A 19703-nucleotide genomic window follows, 5' to 3' on the forward strand; every position below is an offset into this window, starting at 1 on the left:
CAAGGGTAGGAACAAAAATCAATCGGCACAACCCGCAGCCATCTCAGACACTGGCATAGCATATTAAACCGCCGGTTTTTCAACCTGTCGCGCGCATTGCTATTGGCAATCCGGCATCTTGCTGCCAGTCTTACAGTCAGGCACAGCAACCGTGAAAATATCATGACACCACCTAAAGCAAAGAAAGTCCCTCATGTGATGACTCAGCACGGTGACACGCGCTGCGACAACTATTACTGGCTGCGCGATGACCAGCGGGAAGACCCGGAAATTATCGCCTGGCTCAAGGCGGAAAACGCTTACGGCGACAGCCTGCTGGCGCCGCAAAAACCGCTGCAGGCGGAACTGCTGCAGGAGATCGTCGATCGCATCCCTCCGCGTGACCAGTCGGTTCCCTATGTAAAAAATGGTTATCGCTATCAGAGCCGCTACGAAGAGGGCAATGAATACGCCATCTACAGCCGCCAGCCTGCGGAAACCGCCACACCCGAGCAGTGGGAAACGCTGGTCGATGCCAACCAGCGAGCGGCGGAAAGCGAGTTTTATGCGCTCGGTAGTCTGGCGATTACCCGAGATAACCGGATCCTGGCGCTGGCGGAAGATTTTCTTTCGCGCCGCATTTACAGCATTCATTTCCGCCACCTGCAGGATGAGAACAGCTATGACGACGTGCTGGAAGGTGTGACGGCCGGGATGACCTGGGCAAATGACTCGCAGACGCTCTACTACGTGCGCAAGCATCCGAAGACGCTACTGCCTTACCAGGTCTGGCGGCATACGCTGGGTACCGCGCAGGAAAGCGATCGGCTGGTCTACGAGGAACTGGACGATACCTTTTACGTCGGCCTGTATAAAACCACCTCCGAGCAGTTTATTGCCATTTCACTCAACAGCAGCACCACCAGTGAAATCCTGCTGCTGGATGCGAACGTACCGGATGCCGAACCGGTGATGTTCAGCCCGCGCCGCAAAGATCATGAGTACAGCGTCGACCACTATCAGAATCATTTTTACCTGCGATCTAACCGCGACGGTAAGAACTTCGGCCTCTATCGCACCGACAGTATCGGGCAGAACGACTGGCAGGCGATTATCGCGCCGCGTACGGATATCGTGCTGGAGGGCTACTCGCTGTTCCGCGACTGGCTGGTGGTGGAAGAGCGTCAGCGCGGCCTGACCCGCCTGCGTCAGATTAGCTGGCAGAGCGGGGAAGAACGGGCCATTGCCTTTGACGATCCGACCTACGTCACCTGGCTGGGCCACAACCCGGAGCCGGAAACCAGCAAGCTGCGCTATGGCTATTCATCAATGACCACGCCGGACACGCTGTACGAAGTGGATATGGACAGCGGTGAACGTCAGGTGCTGAAACAGACGGCGGTGAAGGGCTTTGATGCCGCTCATTACCGCAGCGAACGTCACTGGATCACCGTGCGTGACGGGGTTGAGGTGCCGGTGTCGCTGGTTTATCGCAAGGACAGTTATCGTCCCGGCAGTAACCCACTGCTGGTCTACGGCTATGGCTCCTACGGCAGCAGCATGGATCCCGATTTCAGCGCCAGCCGACTCAGCCTGCTGGATCGCGGCTTTGTCTTCGCGTTGACCCATATTCGTGGCGGCGGTGAAATGGGTCAGCAGTGGTATGACGATGGACGTCTGCTGAATAAGATGAACACCTTCAACGACTTTATCGATATTACCGATGCGCTGGTCGAAAAGGGCTATGGCGATCCGGCGAAGCTTTATGCCATGGGCGGCAGCGCCGGCGGCCTGCTGATGGGCGCGGTGATCAATCAGGTGCCGGAACGCTTCCACGGCGTGGTGGCGCAGGTGCCTTTCGTGGATGTGGTCACCACCATGCTGGACGAGAGTATTCCGCTGACGACCGGGGAATATGACGAGTGGGGCAATCCCAACGACGAGCAGTATTACCACTACATCAAACAGTACAGCCCGTACGACCAGGTTACCGCGCAGAACTACCCGCATCTGCTGGTCACGACGGGCCTGCACGACTCACAGGTGCAATACTGGGAACCGGCAAAATGGGTGGCTAAACTGCGCGAGCTGAAAACAGACTCGAATCTGCTGGTCCTGCATACCGATATGGATGCTGGTCACGGTGGTAAATCAGGTCGCTATAAAGTGTGGGAAGAGGTGGCGCTGGAATATGCGTTTCTGATTGGGCTGGCGAACGGCACGCTCACCAGCAATGCTGCTCGTTAATCATCAATCCCCAGCGCCCGCTGCATAGCAATACGCAGATTGGGCTTGAGGTCCGGGATGTTTTTCAGCATCCAGTGGAGATATCCCGGATCTTTCTTCGCGACCGAGTCAATCGCCTGCCCGCGATACTTGCCGAACGGAAACGTGCTTTCCAGCCCTTTAGTCTGCATCCTGCGCACCATCTCCGGCGCATCCCAACCGCTGGAATTCATGATGTGAACCAGCAGGGCGGCAGTAATGTAGCAGTCGTACAGCGCGCGGTGCGCGTGCAGGCCAGGAGGCGTAATCACTTCAAGATTCAGCGCATCGCGCAGCGCCTGATTGCCGTATTTAAGGCCGGGCCACAGTCGGCGCGCCAGGGTCATGGTGCAAATCCATTCGCCGTGCATTTCCGGCAGCATCCGGCGATCGAAACTGGCATTGTGCGCCACGTAGAATGCGCTGCCCTGATAACGGCCCACTGCCTGTTCGATGGTCGGCTTGCCCAGCACCATGTCTTCGGTGATCCGGTGGATGGCCATTGCCTGCCGGCTGATAGGGCGATCCGGGGAGATCAGGTCACTCATCGGGTTGATAATCTGTCCATCGACCACATCCACCGATGCCACTTCGACAATACCACCCTGCAGGCCGCAGGTTTCCGTGTCAATTACACGTAACATAATCTCTCCCGTTTACAAAACCGAGGTGCAGGGTAACGGATGAACCTCGCCCTGCCAATGATTACCGCTGCGGCGGGCGATAATCAGCTGCTCTCCGCTACCGCCTTGCACCACCCGGCGGCCATCCGGACCCCAGAAGGCGCTTTTGCCGGCGCTTTGATACCCGCCGGTCGGCCAGGCGTGATTGGCCATCATCACCGCCATTTTGCATTCCCGCGACCAGCGCGCGAGGTAATCACAGTCCTGCTGATAGCCCTGTTCGGACACCAGCACGCTGGTCGCATACAGATCGGCACCCTGGCGCGCCGCATCCTGAGCAAATTTTGCCACGCTGATATCGGCACAGATTGCCAGCACCACGTTGTGGCGCTGATGGCCAAACATCGGCACGGCCGCGCCCTGAGTGAAGATCTGTTTTTCTTCACCGTACAGATTGCGTTTGCTGTAGGCAAAGCGGGTACCGTCGGGCAGGAATGTTGCCGCCGACAGCCGCACATTGTTTTCATCGATCAGCGGCAGCCCGATGCTGATCCCCATCCGGTGTTCAGCGGCCGCATCCGCGAAGACCTGCAAACGCGGGTCGTCGAGGGATAAGGCCAGGTCGGCCATCAGCGGCAGTTCGTAACCGGTGAGAGACAGTTCGGGAAACATCAGTAAATCAACACGCCGGGAGGCGGCAAGGCGGACAAACTCAAGGTGATGGTGGATATTCCAGGTGATATCGCCAGGGCGGGACCCTGACTGTGCTGCAGCAACATTCCAGCCGGACATAGTGACTCCATGGTTGATATTGGGTGCAGTGATGCTCTGCTGATTATCTCACCCGATGCCCGGCGAAATGACAAGCCATTATTTTTGCTTGGGTTCGTACGGCAGGCGCGAAAGGGAAAGGGAGAGCTGGCGATAATGCGCCAGCCGCTGGCGAAACCAGTCGCGCAGAGATTCAGGCTGTTCGCGTTCAACCATTTCTGCAATCACCGGCATGTTATAGCGTTCTTTAAACGCCACGCCGGCAGCGGCCAGATCCACATTAATTTTATCTTTTTCTTCCTGCGGCAGCGTAGCCAGATTATTGCTCATCATGTTCTCCAGACAGTTTGCCGCAAAAAATAATCCAGAAGGCACGGATTAGCAAGTTTACTGGCTAATCGATAGTCGTTATCACCTCGACACGCCTATTCAGGCGGGGTATTCTTTCGGCCTCTGGTCGCCCGGCACCGCTATTCGCAAGGATGATTGAGCACGATGCGTAACAACAGCCTGAAGTAATATGTCGCTAACCGGCTTTTATATTTTATGTCGCTGGCTGCATTTTGGCGCGCTGATGTCGCTGGCAGGGGCGGGGATTTTCACCACGCTGCTGGCCCCGGCACGCTACCGGGCGCGTCTTGGCGACCGCTTGCGCCCGCTCATGCAGATATCGTGCTGGCTGACGCTGTTCACCACACTATTGCTGCTGAGTGCGCAAACCGGGCTGATGGGCGACGGCTGGCGGGATATGCTCAGCGCCGACGTCTGGTCAGCCGTGCTGCAAACCGGATTTGGCCGCGTCTGGCAGTGGCAGTGCGCGCTGGCGCTCCTCGGCTGCCTGATGCTGTTGCTGCCGGGCAGACTTCGTCAACAAAGTGTTTTGCTTTGCGCGCTGCTACAGTTGGCAGGCCTGGCCTTTGTCGGCCACGCGGCGATACTCGACGGCTGGCCGGGCGTGCTGCAACGCGGCAATCAGATCGTCCATTTGCTGGCGGCAGCGTTCTGGGCGGGGGGCCTGTGGCCGGTGGCGTTGCTGATGCGGGAAGCTCGCGATGCCACGTGGCGATACGAGGCGATTAAAACCATGATGCGCTATTCGCGCTATGGCCATCTTGCCGTGGCGCTGGCGATTATCAGCGGCGTTGTTGCCGCACTGCTGTTGCTGGGATGGCCGCTGGTCAGCTTCCGGCTTTACAGCCAGCTGCTGCTGCTGAAAACGCTGCTGGTCGCTGCGATGGTCGCCATCGCGCTGTTTAACCGCTACTGGCTGGTGCCGCGGTTTCAGCGCAGCGGAGAGGGCGCTCAGCACTATTTCGCGATCGCTACGCTGGTGGAAGTGGCGCTGGCGGCGCTGGCGCTGCTCTCCGTGAGTCTGTTTGCCACGCTGGAACCAGGCTGACCGACGGCCTGCGCCGGTTTACTGTATAAAGCACTGTTTAAAGCACTGTTTGAAGGGTTAAAACGTAATGAAAAAACTGGCATTAATGTTTGCTGTACTGAGCGTCAGCACCAGCGCGCTGGCCGCTATTGAAACCGTCAGCCGTTTTGACATGGGTAAAGAAAACTGGCCGTTCACCCGTGAAGAGATGATGCTCAGCTGCGAAAAAGGCAATGTGCTGCTGGCGATTAATGACGGCACGCTGGTGCAGTACCCGCTGAACGCGGCGGCGGAAGAGAGTGTCAAAGCCGGACGCATTAAGGGTTTTCCTATCGATAAGATGCTGGCTGACGACCCGGCTAATCCTGGGTACAAAAAGAGCCTGGCACCGATTATCGCCCGCGCCGAGAAGCTCTGTAACTGATATCTGATGGATGGGCCGGATACCGCTGGCCCATCCATCCACCCCCGCGACAGCTCCCGCGTTCTGCGGAACGTCGCCGTTTCTGCCACCCCGATCACAATGCTAACAATCCGTAACTAGTTTGCAACATACCGTCTGGCAATCCCCTGCGATTGGTCTATCTTTTAAGAGTCAGGCGACAAGCCTGCATGAATGCCAACTTTTAGCGCACGGCTCTGAGAAGAGCCATTTCCCTGGACCGAAGACAGGAATCGTCTTCGGTCTTTTTTTTGTACGCTGTACGCCCCGCCATCTCCGAAAACCTACCGTTGCGCGCGAGTTTCCTGCCTTACTAGCCCCGAATGAGATAATCTCTACTTGATGTGTAATGTGATAAGGGGCAGTAGATGGTAACCGCGTTGGCGCTGTTAGGATTAATACTTGGCGCATGGTCCGTGCGCAGTATATGCATTAAACACACTCCTCAGTCAGGGAAGATCGCGAAATCTCTGCTGGCCGCTGTCTTTTTCCTGGGAGTGGGAGGCGTGGGTGCAGAGGACGAGAGTAAAGTCTCCCTGGCGTTTGTTGTGCTGCTGGTGGGCGGGGCGGTGCAGTATGTTTGCAATCGAAAATACCAGCGTTCTGAGAATGCCGCGTAGCTCATGTGAATGGCAGCAGCTTAACCCATCAGGCAAATAATACAGGGCGAAAGTGCCCTGATGAACTGGGATCAACCACCATGACCGATTATGCCACCCCGAACCTGCCTTCCCGCAGTTTCAGCGCCACCCGGGAGTTTTACGGCGCGTTAGGTTTTACCACCACCTGGCAGGATGAACACTGGATGATTATGGTTTCCGGCAGCGTGGTGCTGGAGTTTTTCCCCCATCCTGAGGTCGATCCGTACGGCAGCTGGTTCAGCTGCTGCCTGCGGCTGGATGATGTCGATGCGTTTTATCGCCTGCTGCAGGCGGCGGGGATCCCGGAGAAATGCACCGATTTTCCGCGTATCCATCCACCGAAGATGCAGCCGTGGGGACTAAAGATGGGCGCGCTGGTCGATCCCGACGGCACGCTGATCAGGCTGATTGAAAATGAGAAGAAGGGCAGTCCCCAAGGATAAAAAACGCCGGGCCACTTTTACATGACCCGGCGATAAATAACCGCGTGCTTAATCGATCGACTTAACCAACTACTCATAGCAGAGCGTTGTTACCTTTCGGCTTACCCAATGATGGCTAACAGGGTATTTTACCGACCGACTTGCCCAACGATAATCCGCGTGGAATTTATGCCGAACGATTTATCCAGCAACGAACAACTGGTGGTTTTACCCATCGGTTGGCCATCCATTACTCACTTTTTTCAGAGTGATTCAGGCCTTCCTCAATAAACTCCGGATCGATCTCTTCGGTGTTGCCCCGGTGTTCTTTACCGGAGAACAGGTTCCAGCTGGCAATAAACAGTGCGGCAATCAGTGGCCCGATGACAAAGCCGTTAATGCCGTAGATTTCCATGCCGCCGAGCGTGGTGATCAGGATCAGGTAGTCCGGCATTTTAGTGTCTTTACCCACCAGCAGCGGGCGGAGGATGTTATCAATCATCCCGATAACCACCACGAAGAAGAAGGCCAGCACCAGGCCTTTCACTAATGCGCCGGTGAACAGGAAGTAGAGCACCACCGGAAGCCAGATAATCGCGGAACCGACTGCCGGGATCAGCGACAGGAATGCCATCAGCGAGCCCCACAGAATACTGCCCTGGATATCCGCGAAGTAGAAGGCAATCCCGCCAAGCGCACCCTGAACGACGGCAACGACCACCGTGCCTTTAACCGTAGCGCGTGATACCGCGGCAAATTTCACAAACAGATGGTGTTTAACGTGATCCGACAGCGGCACGGCGGCGAAAATAAGCCCAACCAGGTAGGCACCATCCTTCAGCAGGAAGAACAGCAGGTACAGCATCACACCGAAACCGATGGTAAAACTGAAGGTGCTCTTACCGATCAGCATAATGCTGCCGGCGAAGAACTGGCCGCCCTTCATGGCTGCACCGGACAGCTGCTGCTGGATCTGGTCGGCATTATTCAGATCGTTCTCGGCCAGGAAGTGACGCGCCCATTCCGGCAGGTGATTGACCACGCCGCTGACCACCGTTGCCAGTTCGGTCTGGTTGTTTTGCAGCCGGTTGTAAAGCGCGTTGCACTCCACCGCCAGCGAGGAAGCGACCACGGCGAGCGGAATAAAGACGATCAGGCAGATGATCAGCAGCGTGATCAGCGCCGAAATGCCGTTTTTATCGTTAAGCTGTTTCCTGATGCGCGTTTTTAACGGGTGGAAAATAACCGCCAGAATCGCGGCCCACAGAATGGCGGAAAAATACGGACCCAGGATGTGGAAGAAACCCAGCGTAGTCACCGCCAGGATCAAAATAAAGAATCCCTTACCAATACCTTTAATCATCATGCTTTGTTCTCTTTGTTTAACGTCCTGATTAGCGAGGTAAACCTGGCACAGCATCGATAAACCAGCAACTAAACTGCAAAAAATATACAGCGGGCCGGTTCAGGGCTGCCTGCCGCTTAAAACCGCCAGCTTCGGCGTAAGGCTGGAAAAATCACTGCCGAACGCTTTGCCCGCGCGTTTTGCCCTGTGCTGCAGTTCACTTAACGGCAGGTCAAATGGAATATTGCTGGCATAAATCACCACGTTTCCGCTGGGCACCACGCAGCGCAGCAGGGTGGAAAACTGCCGCTGTAGCGCCTGGAGCAGCGGGCCGTTAGCGGCGGGTCGCTGCGGATAGTTGAGCACCAGCCAGCCCTCCGCGCTCAGCGTGCGGTTAGCGTGCTGCAGAAAGTTTTCCATCTCCTGCAGCGGCGACATGCTATCGGCGGCGTAAAGATCGGAGAAAATCAGGTCGTAGTGATCGTTTGCTGCTGAGGCCATAAAGTCGTCGGCATCGACGGCGTGATAGTGAATATGCTCGCCTTCCGGCAGGGTAAAGTGCTGTCGGGCAACGTCGATAACCGCAGGACGCAGTTCGACGATATCCATTGCACAATCGGCATCGCGTGCCGCAATTGCCCTTGGCAGGCAGCCACCGCCCAGCCCAAGAACCAGCGCCCGGGTCGGGGATTTCAGCGCGACGGCTATCAGCATCGCGCGGATATAGTTGTGTACCGGCAGTGCAGGATCGCTTTTCTGCATTTTGCTCTGTTCGCACATGCGGTCGAAGGTGAGGATGCGGTAAATTTTATTCTCGATCACCGTAATCGGCCCGTACTCGTCGCTCACGCTGGCGACAATATCGCCACGAATACGGAATATTGAAACAGAGCTGGCCTGCTCCACGTCAGTCATATGAACTCCTTTTATACGGTTGACGAAAATGGCCCCGTCGGGGACTGCTTGCTCAGCGGCACGCGGCATCGCGAGGGTAGCACAGCGGATGAACGCAGGCACGTAATCCGCCATGCGAGGTGTGGACGAACGATTTACGCGATCGCTGCTTGTGCGCCGTCCCTCGGCACTTTACGATAAAAGCTGCCCCATCGCAGCGGATATCCGTTCGGTGCCGCCGGCAAGGAGCTCGACACATGAAAAACGATAAAGAGATTTCGATCGACCAGTTTACGGCAGAAGAGAAAGTTCTGGTTGAGCTACGGGTGAAAACCCTGACGACGAAACTCGGTCATATCGCCAGTAAGAAAGAAGAAAAAGAGATCCTGAAAGAGGCGAAGCGGCTGGTAATGAAGGAGCGAGTGATCCGCGAAAGCACCAAACTGGTCAAAGTGAAAAAACCACGTAAAGCGTCGGCAGCGAAAGAGAGCGAAGTGAAAGACTTTAGCTGGACGGGTTCCCTGCGTAAAAATCCGCGGGCGATGAAGTAGATCGGGCGTTAAAATAATCAGCCAACAACGATCAGATGCACCAGGCGCGCCAGTACTTCGATGATGAGCAGGCTGCCAATGGTGATCAAGGCCAACGTAAAGTAGAACTGATAACGGTTATTCATGGAGGCTGAATCCCTGCAGCGATAAGGTCTGTGGAACAATGTAGACCCGATCGCTTAAACCGAAGTTCAATACTTGCCGAAACTAATGATTTTGTGTGTTAACTGGCCCGCGACCGGGCCAGATGATTTCAGACGCTGAACAGCTTACCGTCGCGCACCAGATCGCGCGGGTAGTTATTCTTGATGCGCGTCCCCACGGTTTTAGCGAAGCCGATCGGCTGCTGCTGGTGGCAGATAATCAGCTCTCCGGCTGGCAGATCGCGTTCCGGATAAATATCGCGCCCGCGATACCACTCTTCAGCTTCAGCACTGCTCAGCTCAACCGCATTGGCGGCCTGTGGATCGGCCAGCGCAACGGCCGCTTCATGCTGCCAGCGATAGCCTTTCGGGAAGGTTTCCGCCAGCTTCAGGCCGATGCGCGAAAAGCGAACCCGTACCAGCAGTGGCTCAATCGCCACCGGGAACAGCCAGATTTCTTTGTCGCGCTGCCACAGCGTGTGCTGCTCATCCCAGCGCAGTCCACACTTCGCCGCCGCAGCAATCACGTCCTGCTGCTGGGCACGGCTCATCGGGCTGAACGGCAGCTTGCCGAGTTTGTAGCCCGGCTGCGGCAGGGCGGGAATGCTGGCCGTCTTCCGCAGCCGGGCAACAAAGAACCCCTCACTGTCAAACAGCTGTGGGAAAACGTGCAGGTAGCCTTCTGCAGTGGCGGCTTTCTCCGCCCCGGCAAACAGCTGGTTGAGCGGCTCAACTTCCACCGCGTCCGGATAGCGCCCCAGCAGCCAGGCAACAACCTGCTGATTTTCATCCTGATTCAGCGTACAGGTGGAGTAGACCAGCGTACCGCCGGGGCGCAGCGCGTGGAAGGCGCTGTCAATCAGCTCGCGCTGAGTGGCGGCGATCTCCGCGTTGCTGGCTTCCGACCAGTTGCGCAGCGCATCGGCATCTTTGCGGATCACGCCTTCGCCCGAGCACGGGGCATCCAGCAGGATGGCATCGAATGATTCCGGCAGGGCCGCGCCAAAGACACGGCCATCAAAGTGGGTCATCGCCGTGTTGCTCACGCCGCAGCGGCTGAGGTTGGCATGCAGTACTTTCACCCGGCTGGCCGAGTACTCATTTGCCAGAATCGCGCCGCCGTTATGCATGCGGGCGGCAATCTGCGTGGTTTTGGAACCCGGTGCGGCGGCCACGTCCATGACCCTCTCAGGTGCCGGGCACCCTTCGAACAGCGCGGTTACCGGCAGCATCGAGCTGGCTTCCTGAATATAGAACAGCCCGGCCAGGTGCTCCGCCGTGCTGCCCAGCGGCAGCGTGTCGCCATCGTCGCGGCTGATCCAGAAGCCTTCGGGGCACCAGGGGATCGGCGTCAGCGACCACGCCATCGGCGCGACCAGTTTGAGGAAATCCTCAACGCTGATTTTTAAGGTGTTAACGCGCAGGCTGCGGCGCAGTGGCTGCTGGCTGATGGCGATAAACCGATCGAATTCTGTCGTAACAGGCAGAAGTTGCTGCATCAGGCTGAGAAACGCGGGCGGAAAATAGACGCGGGAAGAGTCAGGCACGGGCGGGATCCACTAAATAAACGTGGCCGCAGTTTAACACAGACTGTTACGGGGAATGCCAGAAACCCGGCGGCAGCGTGGCAAAAAAACGGGCAGCCTGAGCTGCCCGAGTGGGTGATTACTGCGGCAGGGCGGTGCCCCATTTCCGCCAGTCTTTTGGCTCTTCCTCTTCCAGCAGGAAGTGCTTGCCGGAGGTCGCCTGTGGTGCGAGTGGCACCGTTGGCGGTGTGGCAAAGGCAATGCCGCCCTGAATAAACTGCTGGAAGGTGCCGGTTTTCACCACGCCACCAATCAGCCCGAACTTCAGGTTATAGCCGGAGGCCAGCCAGAACACCGAGTTATTGCGCACCAGATGCTGATATTTTTTGCTGATGCGCAGGGTGATCTGCACGCGATCGGCCATGCTGCCCAGCGCCGTGCCGGTAACGGTCCCCACTTCAATGCCGCGGAACAGGACCGGCGTGCCCACCGACAGGGAACCGCCTTCCGGCGCATCCACGACCACGTTCAGACCATCGAGATAGCGCGCATCGGTGATAGTTGACTCCTGCAGTTCGAAGGTGCGCTGCGCCCGGCCTTTGCCCGGATCGACGTTGATATAAGGCTGCAGTAGCGTTTCCAGATGGTTGACCCCGGCCGCAGAAATCTGTGGAGAGACCACTGAGAAGCGGCTGCCGAGGCGGGCGAAGTTTTCCACATACTCCGGATACAGCACGGCCTTGGCGATAACCTGGTTGTTATCCGCACCCAGCGCCAGGGACTCCATCTGGCCGATGGTGATGCCGAGATAGCGGATCGGCATACCGGCCGCCAGCTTGCTGGCGTCGTAGGTACGCAGGGTGATCTGGCTGCCCACCGCGCGCGCGGCGGTTTCTGAATTGTAGAGAATACGTTTGTCGCCGCGCGTCAGGCCCGCACCGGCCCCGCTGAGGTTATCGAAGCTGATGGCGCCTTTCAGCGCGCGGTTCAGCGGCGAGGCCTGAACGGTCAGGCCGCTGCCGTTCAGCTGCACCCTGGCGCCACCTTCGGCCCAGAACACGCTGTTCTGCGTCAGCAGGCGGCGGTATTCCGGCTTGATGTGAACGCTGACGTCAAACGCATCGGCACGCGGGGTGACGTTGATAATTTCACCGACCTGGAATTTACGGTACAGCACCACGGAACCGGCCTGAATATCCGGCAGGCTGTTGGCCACCAGCGTCAGCGTGGTCGGTAATTGATCGCCGGTGACGCCTTCCTCCGCTTTTTCACTGTTAGCGTAGAGCGGATAGACCGCTTTCAGCTCGCCTTTACTGCCGGGATCGAGCCGAATACCGCCGTCGACCCATTCGCGCGCGCTGGCACCCAGCACTTCCATGCCGTCAATGCCCAGCTTGACGTCCAGGCGGCTGTTGATAATAAATTTGCTGTCGCCGTGCACCAGGTCCCGATATTCCGGCATCACTGCGAGACTGAAATTAACGCCTTTTTCCGTCAGGGTACGGCTCAGTACCTGGCCGATGCGCATCCCGTGCAGGATCAGCGGCTGCCCGGCATCAATACCGTAGCTTTCCGGTGCGCTGAGTTTCAGCACCAGCGTATTGGCCTGCTGCAGTAGCGATTCATTGTCAGGCAGCACCACGAAGTGCGTTTGCGGCTCGCCTTCGCCGGGAAACAGTTCCAGCGTGTTTCCGGTCAGCAGGCTGCTTAACGAACTGTCGCTCAGGCTGATTTTCGGGCTGCGCATTTCAATGCGGGTACCGCTGCGCATCAGTCCGGTGACCGACGGGTCCAGCGTCAGTTCGCCGGACACCTTGCCGCCGTCCAGCAGGGTGAGTTTGGTTAGCGTGCCGACTTCCAGCCCCTGATAGATCAGCGGCGTGCTGCCTGCCTTCAGATTTTTACCATCCGGCAGATCGAGGGTAATTGCCACGCCGCGCTGGCTGTGCGCCAGGTCGGGGTAGAGGGTATAGTTGTCGTCGCTTTTGGCATTCTCTGAGGATTCCGGCGAATCGAAGGATACCGCGCCGTTAACCAGTGCCGCGACGCTTTCCAGCTCGACTTTGGCACCACTCAGCCCCACATCGGCCTTCACGCCCGAAACATTCCAGAAGCGGCTGTCTTTCTTCACCAGGTTGGTAAAGCGGCGCTCAATCAGCACATCAATCGTCACGTTATGATTGCCGGGATTAATGCTGTAGTCGTAGACGCGTCCTACCGGGATTTTACGGAAATAGACCAGCGATCCGCTGTTCAGCGAGCCGAGATCCGGCGCGTGCAGGTGGATCATCATCTCACCGGTATTGACGCGATATTTCGGCTGGGTATCCAGTGCCACGAAATTTTCTCGCGGTTCGCCTTTGCCCGGCATCATGCCGATGTAGTTACCGCCCACCAGCGCATCCAGACCGGAGACGCCCGCCAGTGAAGCTTTGGGCGTTACCAGCCAGAACTGGGTGTCTTCACGCAGTGCATCCCGCATATCGCTTTTGATGCTGGCCTTGATTTTGATGGTGCGCAGATCGTCAGTCATGCTGATCCCCTGCACCAGACCCACCTCAACGCCCTGGTAGCGAACCGGCGTGCGGCCGGGGACAATACCGTCAGCGGTGGCAAAATCGATAGTCACCGTCGTGCCACGTTCCTGGTAGTTGGTCCAGATCAGCCAGCCCGCAATCAGCAGAGCAATAAACGGCAGTAGCCAGAACGGCGAAATTTTTCGCCGGTTGACGACGCGTGCGCTAGTCGGTGTAGTCGGCGTTTCCTGTTGCATGAGCATCCCAAAGTAAACGGCTATCGAGCCATTCAACGGCAAGAATAGTCAGTATAACCGCCGAGCCAAAGTAGAAGGCCGCCGGTCCCATAGTAAAAGCCAGAAGCTGGTCACGATTTACCAGCGACATGGTCAGTGAAATAACGAATAAATCCAGCATCGACCAGCGGCCAACCCATTTCACCACGCGCAGCAGGCGGATGCGGGTCTTCAGCCCCTGCTCGCAGTTGAAGTGGATGCTGAGCAGCAGGCTGAACAAGACGATAACCTTGGTGAACGGCACGAGAATACTGGCAATAAACACCACCGCCGCCACCGGAATATTGCCCGACGCGAGGGACATAATGCCGGAGAGGATGGTGTCCTCCTGACGCGCGCCGTTGAGATAGATAATCGAAATTGGCAGCAGGTTTGCCGGTATGAGCAAAACAATCGACGCAATCAGCGCTGACCAGGATTTTTGCAGGCTGAAGTGGCGGCGAAAGGGTAGCGGCGTATGGCAGCGCGGGCAGCGGCCACGTTCATCGGCCACGGCAGTATGATGGCAGCTCAGGCACACGCGCAGCGAATCTGAAGGTGCATGCTGCACCGGCTGCGGATAGAAGCGGTGCCACAGCTGTTCCACATTAAGGTGGATCAGCGTCAGCAGGCTGAGCAGGGTCAGTGAGATAAACGCCACCAGCCCGGAACCGGGATCGATAGAGGCATAATCCTGCACCTTAATGGAGGCAACGGCGACGCCAACCAGATAAATATCCAGCATCACCCACTCTTTCAGCCGGTCGAGCATCAGCAGCACCGGGCGCAGGTTCATCCCCAGCTTCTCGCCAAAGTAGAGATAGCCGATCGAGGCCACCAGCGTGACGGGCGCGCCAATCGTGCAGAAGGCCACCATCGAAGCGGCAATCACATCGCCCTGCTGCGCCATCTGCATAATGCCGCCCAGCAGGCTGGCGCGGATGTTGGTGCCGAGCAGGTGGACGGTCATCAGCGGCACGCTGAAGGCGAAAGGCATCAGCAGCAGCATCGTCACCGCCATCGCCGTCAGACGGGTCATCGACCAGTCGCGTCCGTTGAGAACGCGTGCGTTACAGCACGGGCAGTGCGCGGACTGTCTGGATTTCACATCTGGTAAGGAAAAAAGGGTATCGCATTGCGGACATCGCTGATAACGTGCCTGTGGCAGAGCATGACTGATGGCGTGTATTTTCATATTCCTGGTCGTGCTTAGGCCCAAACAGCGCAGGTGCAGGGCAGATTTAGGCAAGTCACGTGACTCGTTTGAATCGTGCAGATCGCTTCATACAACTCTAAGGTTATATTAACTAACGACATGAATCATCCTGTCTCGCTGGCATTTATCACAATTTTACTCAACGAAGCGTCTGTGGGCTTCGCGACAGATTTAATAATGGTTAAACAATGACAAAAACAGAATTCTATACCGACCTTAATCGGGATATGTGCGCCTTACTGACGGGTGAAACCAGCTTCCTGGCCGCCATGGGTAACTGTAGCGCACTCCTGTATGAACGTCTTGATGGGGTTAACTGGGCCGGGTTCTATCTGTTAACGGAAGAAAAGACCCTGGTGCTGGGTCCCTTCCAGGGAAAAATTGCCTGCGTGCGTATTCCTGTCGGGCGCGGCGTGTGCGGAACGGCGGTAGAGGAAAATGCCGTGCAGCGCGTTGATGATGTGCATCTGTTCCCCGGTCATATCGCCTGTGACGCCGCCAGCAATGCCGAAATCGTGCTGCCTCTGGTGGTTAACGGTAGCGTTATCGGCGTGTTAGATATCGATAGCGTGGAGTATAACCGTTTCGATATTGAGGATGAAATTGGGCTGAAAGCCTTAACTGACGGGCTATGCGAGGTGCTGGCCGGCACCGATGTGGAAAAATTTATTCACATGAAACGCACCTAAAGCGCTGGATCACGTAGCAATTGTTGATGGGGTCATTATAATGACGCCTGTTCATGCCTGCGCTGATTGGCAAACCCGTTGTAATCAGGAAATTTCATGGAAAATCAACCTAAGTTGAACAGTACTAAAGAAGTAATTGCCTTTCTGGCAGAGCGTTTCCCTCAGTGCTTCAGCGCTGAAGGCGAAGCGCGACCTCTAAAGATCGGAATCTTTCAGGATTTAGTTGACCGCGTGCAGGGCGAAATGGGTCTGAGCAAAACTCAGCTTCGTTCTGCACTGCGCCTTTATACCTCCAGTTGGCGTTACCTTTACGGCATTAAAGCCGGTGCCGACCGTGTGGATCTGGACGGCAACGCCTGTGGACAGCTCGATGAGCAGCATGTTGAACATGCCCGCAAACAGCTTGAAGAAGCGAAAGCGCGCGTTCAGGCTCAGCGTGAGCAGCAGCAGGCGAAAAAGCGTGAAGCCGGTGAAGAAACCGCACCGCGTCGTCCTCGCAAGCCTGCCCGCAAGCCTGCAGCCGAAGGTGAGCAGCCACGCAAACCGCGCAGCAAGCCTGCCCGCCCGCAGACCGAGCGCGCACCTGCAGCCGCAGCTGCACGTGAAGAGCCTCAGCCGTCGCGTAGCAAACCCGTTACCGACACCTCAGCATTGCAAGTTGGCCAGAGCATCAAAGTTACCGCGGGCAAAAATGCCATGGATGCCACCATTCTTGAAATCTCTAAAGATGGCGTTCGGGTACAGCTGGCTTCCGGCCTGGCAATGATAGTACGCGCAGAACACTTGCAGTTCTGAATACGGAGGCTAATCAGGGCATGAACACTCTTTTTAAAAGCACCATCATTGCGGGCCTGCTGTTTGCAGGCAACCTCTATGCCGCGGATAACATTACCCGCGCCGATCAGATCCCGCAGCTGCATCAGGAAGCGCAACACGCGACCGTTAGCGAACGTGTGACTTCCCGCTTTACCCGTTCCCATTATCGCCAGTTCGATCTCGACAAAGATTTCTCAGCAAAAATCTTCGATCGCTATCTGAACCTGCTCGACTACAGCCATAACGTGTTGTTAGCGTCTGACATTGCGCAGTACGCAGATAAAAAAACAACCGTGGGCGAAGAATTAAAAACCGGCCAGCTGTCTGTGTTCTACGATTTGTATAATCTGACCCAGAAGCGCCGCTTTGAACGTTATCAGTATGCGCTGTCGGTGCTTAACAAGCCGATGAGCTTTACCGGTAACGACACTATCGATATCGACCGTAGCAAGGCCGCCTGGCCGAAAACCACCGACGAACTTAACGCGTTGTGGGATGCCAAGGTCAAATACGATGAGCTGAGTCTCAAGCTGACCGGCAAAGATGAGAAAGAGATCCGTGAAGTTCTCACCAAGCGCTATCAGTTTGCCGAGCGTCGTCTGGCGCAGAGCAACAGCGAAGATGTCTTCCAGCTGGCGATGACCGCCTTTGCTCACGAAATCGATCCGCACACTAACTATCTCTCCCCGCGCAATACCGAACAGTTCAACACTGAAATGAGCCTCTCTCTGGAAGGCATCGGTGCGGTACTGCAGATGGATGAAGATTACACGGTCATCAACTCCATGGTAGCCGGTGGTCCGGCGGCGAAGAGCAAAGCTATCACCGTTGGCGATCGCATTGTTGGCGTCGGCCAGCCGGGTAAACCGATCGTCGATGTGATCGGCTGGCGTCTGGATGATGTTGTTGCGCAGATAAAAGGGCCGAAGGGCAGTAAAGTTCGCCTGGAAGTGCTGCCGGCAGGTAAGGGAACCAAAACCCGCATTATTACCCTGACGCGTGAGAAAATCCGCCTGGAAGACCGCGCGGTGAAAATGACCGTGCAGAACGTCGGCAAAGAGAAAGTCGGCGTGCTGGATATTCCTGGTTTCTACGTGGGCCTGACCGACGATGTGAAAGTGCAGCTGCAAAAACTGCAGAAGCAGAACGTCGACAGCATCGTGATTGACCTGCGGACCAACGGTGGCGGCGCGCTGACCGAAGCGGTGTCCCTCTCCGGTCTGTTTATTCCGGGTGGCCCGGTCGTTCAGGTGCGTGACAACATCGGCAAAGTTCGTGAAGACAGCGACAACGACGGAATTACGTACTACAAAGGACCGCTGGTGGTGCTGGTTGACCGTTTCAGTGCTTCTGCGTCGGAAATCTTTGCCGCGGCGATGCAGGACTATGGTCGTGCGCTGATTGTCGGTGAGCCGACCTTCGGTAAAGGCACCGTACAGCAGTACCGCTCGCTGAATCGCATCTACGATCAGATGCTGCGCCCGGAATGGCCTGCGCTGGGTTCCGTTCAGTACACCATTCAGAAGTTCTACCGCATTAACGGCGGCAGCACGCAGCGTAAAGGCGTTACGCCGGATCTGCTGATGCCAACCGGCGTGGAAGCGATTGAAACCGGTGAGAAGTTCGAGGACAACGCGCTGCCGTGGGATAGCGTGAACGCCGCAACCTATACCAGGATTGCCGATCTGAAACCGCTGGAGCCACAGCTGCTGAAAGATCACCAGGATCGCATCGCGAAAGATGCTGAGTTCCAGTACATCATCAAGGATATCGCGCGCTTCAACGCCAACAAGGACAAGCGTAATATTATTTCGCTGAACCTAATCGAGCGTGAAAAAGAGAACCGTGAAGATGATGCGCTGCGCCTGGAGCGGATCAACGCCCGACTGAAAGCGGAAGGCAAGAAGCCGCTGGCCAAACTGGACGATCTGCCGAAGGACTACAAGGAACCCGATCCGTATCTTGATGAAACGGTCAAAATTGCCAATGACCTGGCCCAGCTGGAAAAACAGCAGCCACCGGTCACACCGGCAGCGGTCAACTAAGACCCACAGGCACAGCAAACGCTGTGCCTTTTTTTATCCGTGTATGCGCTGCGTCAGTAACTGCATTTAAAACCCGCTAATAATGTAAAGTTATGTTTTTTTAAACACTTAACCCGGCACAGGGCTTGAATTGTGCTGTGTTGACCTTACGATATCGATACACCTTTGTACCCCTGCGTACAGTGAGTAAATAACCGAGGAAGATTAAATCATATGATGCGTATTGCTCTTTTCCTGTTAACCAACCTGGGCGTAATGTTGGTTTTCGGGCTGATCCTCAGCCTGACAGGGATCCAGTCAAGCAGTGTTATGGGCCTGATGATTATGGCGGGTCTGTTTGGCTTCGGCGGTGCGTTCGTTTCATTGCTGATGTCGAAATGGATTGCGCTGCGTTCCGTCGGCGGTGAAGTGATTGAGCAGCCGCGTAACGAGACCGAGCGCTGGCTGGTCGACACTATTGCCCGTCAGGCGCAGCAGGTCGGTATTGCCATGCCGCAGGTGGCCGTTTACCACGCGCCGGACATCAACGCGTTTGCCACGGGCGCGCGTCGCGATGCCTCGCTGGTGGCGGTTTCTACCGGGCTGTTGCAGAACATGAGCCGCGATGAGGCTGAAGCCGTTCTGGCCCATGAAGTGAGCCATATTGCCAACGGTGACATGGTAACCATGACCCTGATTCAGGGCATCGTGAATACCTTTGTGATCTTTATTTCGCGCATTCTGGCTCAGCTTGCTGCCGGATTCCTTTCCGGGAACCGCGACAATGAGGAAAGCAGCAATGGTAACCCGCTGGTCTATTTTGCGGTGTCGATGGTGCTGGAGCTGGTCTTCGGTATTGCGGCCAGCATTATCACCATGTGGTTCTCCCGTCATCGCGAGTTCCATGCGGATGCCGGTGCGGCGCGCCTGGCCGGCCGTGAGAAAATGATCGCTGCGCTACAGCGTCTGAAAACCAGCTATGAGCCGCAGGAAGCCAGCAGCATGATGGCCTTCTGCATCAACGGGAAATCCAAGTCGCTGAGCGAGCTGTTTATGTCGCATCCGCCGCTGGATAAGCGTATTGAAGCGCTGCGTACCGGCGAATACCTGAAGTAATTCCGCGGCAGCATTGGCCATCGCCGGATGTTGCTGAGCAAAAAGTTAAACAGCCACTGGCACTAAACTGC

Annotated in this window: 17 protein-coding genes; 9 read left to right on the plus strand and 8 right to left on the minus strand. The window is 56.5% G+C overall.

What is annotated here, in order from left to right; all coding sequences use genetic code 11:
* Positions 1 to 162: 162 nt before the first annotated feature.
* Complete coding sequence (locus tag EC836_RS01275; protein ID WP_123329363.1) at positions 163 to 2226, plus strand: S9 family peptidase; 2064 nt, start codon at positions 163 to 165, stop codon at positions 2224 to 2226.
* On the opposite strand, the gene exoX is transcribed toward EC836_RS01275, so the two are convergent.
* From exoX to EC836_RS01290, 3 genes are all read right to left on the minus strand, one after another.
* Positions 2223 to 2888, minus strand: coding sequence for an exodeoxyribonuclease X (gene exoX, locus EC836_RS01280; RefSeq protein ID WP_123329365.1), 666 nt, complete (start codon positions 2886 to 2888; stop codon positions 2223 to 2225). The genes EC836_RS01275 and exoX overlap by 4 nt on opposite strands.
* A gap of 12 nt (positions 2889 to 2900) precedes the next feature.
* Positions 2901 to 3659 (minus strand): carbon-nitrogen hydrolase family protein, encoded by a 759-nt coding sequence (locus EC836_RS01285; protein WP_123329367.1) that lies wholly within the window; start codon positions 3657 to 3659, stop codon positions 2901 to 2903.
* Positions 3660 to 3737: 78 nt separating this feature from the next.
* On the minus strand, positions 3738 to 3968 hold the full coding sequence (locus tag EC836_RS01290; protein ID WP_123329369.1) for a DNA polymerase III subunit theta: 231 nt from the start codon (positions 3966 to 3968) through the stop codon (positions 3738 to 3740).
* A 190-nt stretch (positions 3969 to 4158) separates the two neighbouring features.
* Between EC836_RS01290 and copD the strand changes: the two genes are divergently transcribed.
* The 3 genes from copD to EC836_RS01310 all read left to right on the plus strand — a co-directional run bounded on the left by copD (position 4159) and on the right by EC836_RS01310 (position 6542).
* Positions 4159 to 5037: a copper homeostasis membrane protein CopD gene (copD, locus tag EC836_RS01295; protein WP_123329371.1), complete on the plus strand. Its 879-nt coding sequence runs from the start codon at positions 4159 to 4161 to the stop codon at positions 5035 to 5037.
* Between the two features lie 67 nt (positions 5038 to 5104).
* On the plus strand, positions 5105 to 5440 hold the full coding sequence (locus EC836_RS01300) for a YebY family protein (protein WP_123329373.1): 336 nt from the start codon (positions 5105 to 5107) through the stop codon (positions 5438 to 5440).
* Between the two features lie 718 nt (positions 5441 to 6158).
* On the plus strand, positions 6159 to 6542 hold the full coding sequence (locus tag EC836_RS01310) for a bleomycin resistance protein (RefSeq protein ID WP_123329377.1): 384 nt from the start codon (positions 6159 to 6161) through the stop codon (positions 6540 to 6542).
* A gap of 229 nt (positions 6543 to 6771) precedes the next feature.
* Here EC836_RS01310 and EC836_RS01315 read toward each other — a convergent pair whose 3' ends face one another.
* Both EC836_RS01315 and EC836_RS01320 read right to left on the minus strand, forming a co-directional pair.
* Positions 6772 to 7887 (minus strand): AI-2E family transporter, encoded by a 1116-nt coding sequence (locus EC836_RS01315; RefSeq protein WP_123329379.1) that lies wholly within the window; start codon positions 7885 to 7887, stop codon positions 6772 to 6774.
* A 99-nt stretch (positions 7888 to 7986) separates the two neighbouring features.
* On the minus strand, positions 7987 to 8781 hold the full coding sequence (locus EC836_RS01320; protein WP_123329381.1) for a spermidine synthase: 795 nt from the start codon (positions 8779 to 8781) through the stop codon (positions 7987 to 7989).
* A gap of 236 nt (positions 8782 to 9017) precedes the next feature.
* Here EC836_RS01320 and EC836_RS01325 point away from each other — a divergent pair, with 236 nt between their 5' ends.
* Positions 9018 to 9311: a hypothetical protein gene (locus EC836_RS01325; protein WP_123329383.1), complete on the plus strand. Its 294-nt coding sequence runs from the start codon at positions 9018 to 9020 to the stop codon at positions 9309 to 9311.
* 253 nt (positions 9312 to 9564) lie between these two features.
* Here EC836_RS01325 and rsmF read toward each other — a convergent pair whose 3' ends face one another.
* The 3 genes from rsmF to yebS all read right to left on the minus strand — a co-directional run bounded on the left by rsmF (position 9565) and on the right by yebS (position 14966).
* A complete protein-coding gene (gene rsmF, locus EC836_RS01330; RefSeq protein WP_123329385.1) occupies positions 9565 to 11001 on the minus strand; it encodes a 16S rRNA (cytosine(1407)-C(5))-methyltransferase RsmF in 1437 nt (478 codons plus the stop codon).
* A gap of 118 nt (positions 11002 to 11119) precedes the next feature.
* A complete protein-coding gene (locus EC836_RS01335; RefSeq protein ID WP_123329387.1) occupies positions 11120 to 13753 on the minus strand; it encodes a PqiB family protein in 2634 nt (877 codons plus the stop codon).
* Positions 13722 to 14966 carry a membrane integrity lipid transport subunit YebS gene (gene yebS, locus EC836_RS01340; RefSeq protein WP_123329389.1) on the minus strand — a complete coding sequence of 415 codons (1245 nt, stop codon included), beginning with the start codon at positions 14964 to 14966 and terminating at the stop codon, positions 13722 to 13724. Before yebS ends, EC836_RS01335 begins: the two co-directional genes overlap by 32 nt.
* Before the next feature lie 209 nt (positions 14967 to 15175).
* Between yebS and EC836_RS01345 the strand changes: the two genes are divergently transcribed.
* The 4 genes from EC836_RS01345 (at position 15176) to htpX (ending at position 19632) form a co-directional block, all read left to right on the plus strand.
* The gene (locus tag EC836_RS01345) at positions 15176 to 15676 is read left to right on the plus strand and encodes a GAF domain-containing protein (RefSeq protein WP_123329391.1); all 501 of its coding nucleotides are present in this window, start codon (positions 15176 to 15178) and stop codon (positions 15674 to 15676) included.
* A 96-nt stretch (positions 15677 to 15772) separates the two neighbouring features.
* Positions 15773 to 16471: an RNA chaperone ProQ gene (proQ, locus tag EC836_RS01350; protein WP_123329393.1), complete on the plus strand. Its 699-nt coding sequence runs from the start codon at positions 15773 to 15775 to the stop codon at positions 16469 to 16471.
* A 20-nt stretch (positions 16472 to 16491) separates the two neighbouring features.
* Positions 16492 to 18537 (plus strand): carboxy terminal-processing peptidase, encoded by a 2046-nt coding sequence (gene prc, locus EC836_RS01355; protein WP_123329395.1) that lies wholly within the window; start codon positions 16492 to 16494, stop codon positions 18535 to 18537.
* A 213-nt stretch (positions 18538 to 18750) separates the two neighbouring features.
* On the plus strand, positions 18751 to 19632 hold the full coding sequence (gene htpX / locus EC836_RS01360; RefSeq protein WP_123329397.1) for a protease HtpX: 882 nt from the start codon (positions 18751 to 18753) through the stop codon (positions 19630 to 19632).
* Positions 19633 to 19703: the final 71 nt, after the last annotated feature.

Origin of the sequence: Erwinia sp. JUb26 (assembly GCF_003751505.1) — a bacterium.
In the GTDB taxonomy this organism is placed as follows: Bacteria; Pseudomonadota; Gammaproteobacteria; order Enterobacterales; family Enterobacteriaceae; genus Erwinia.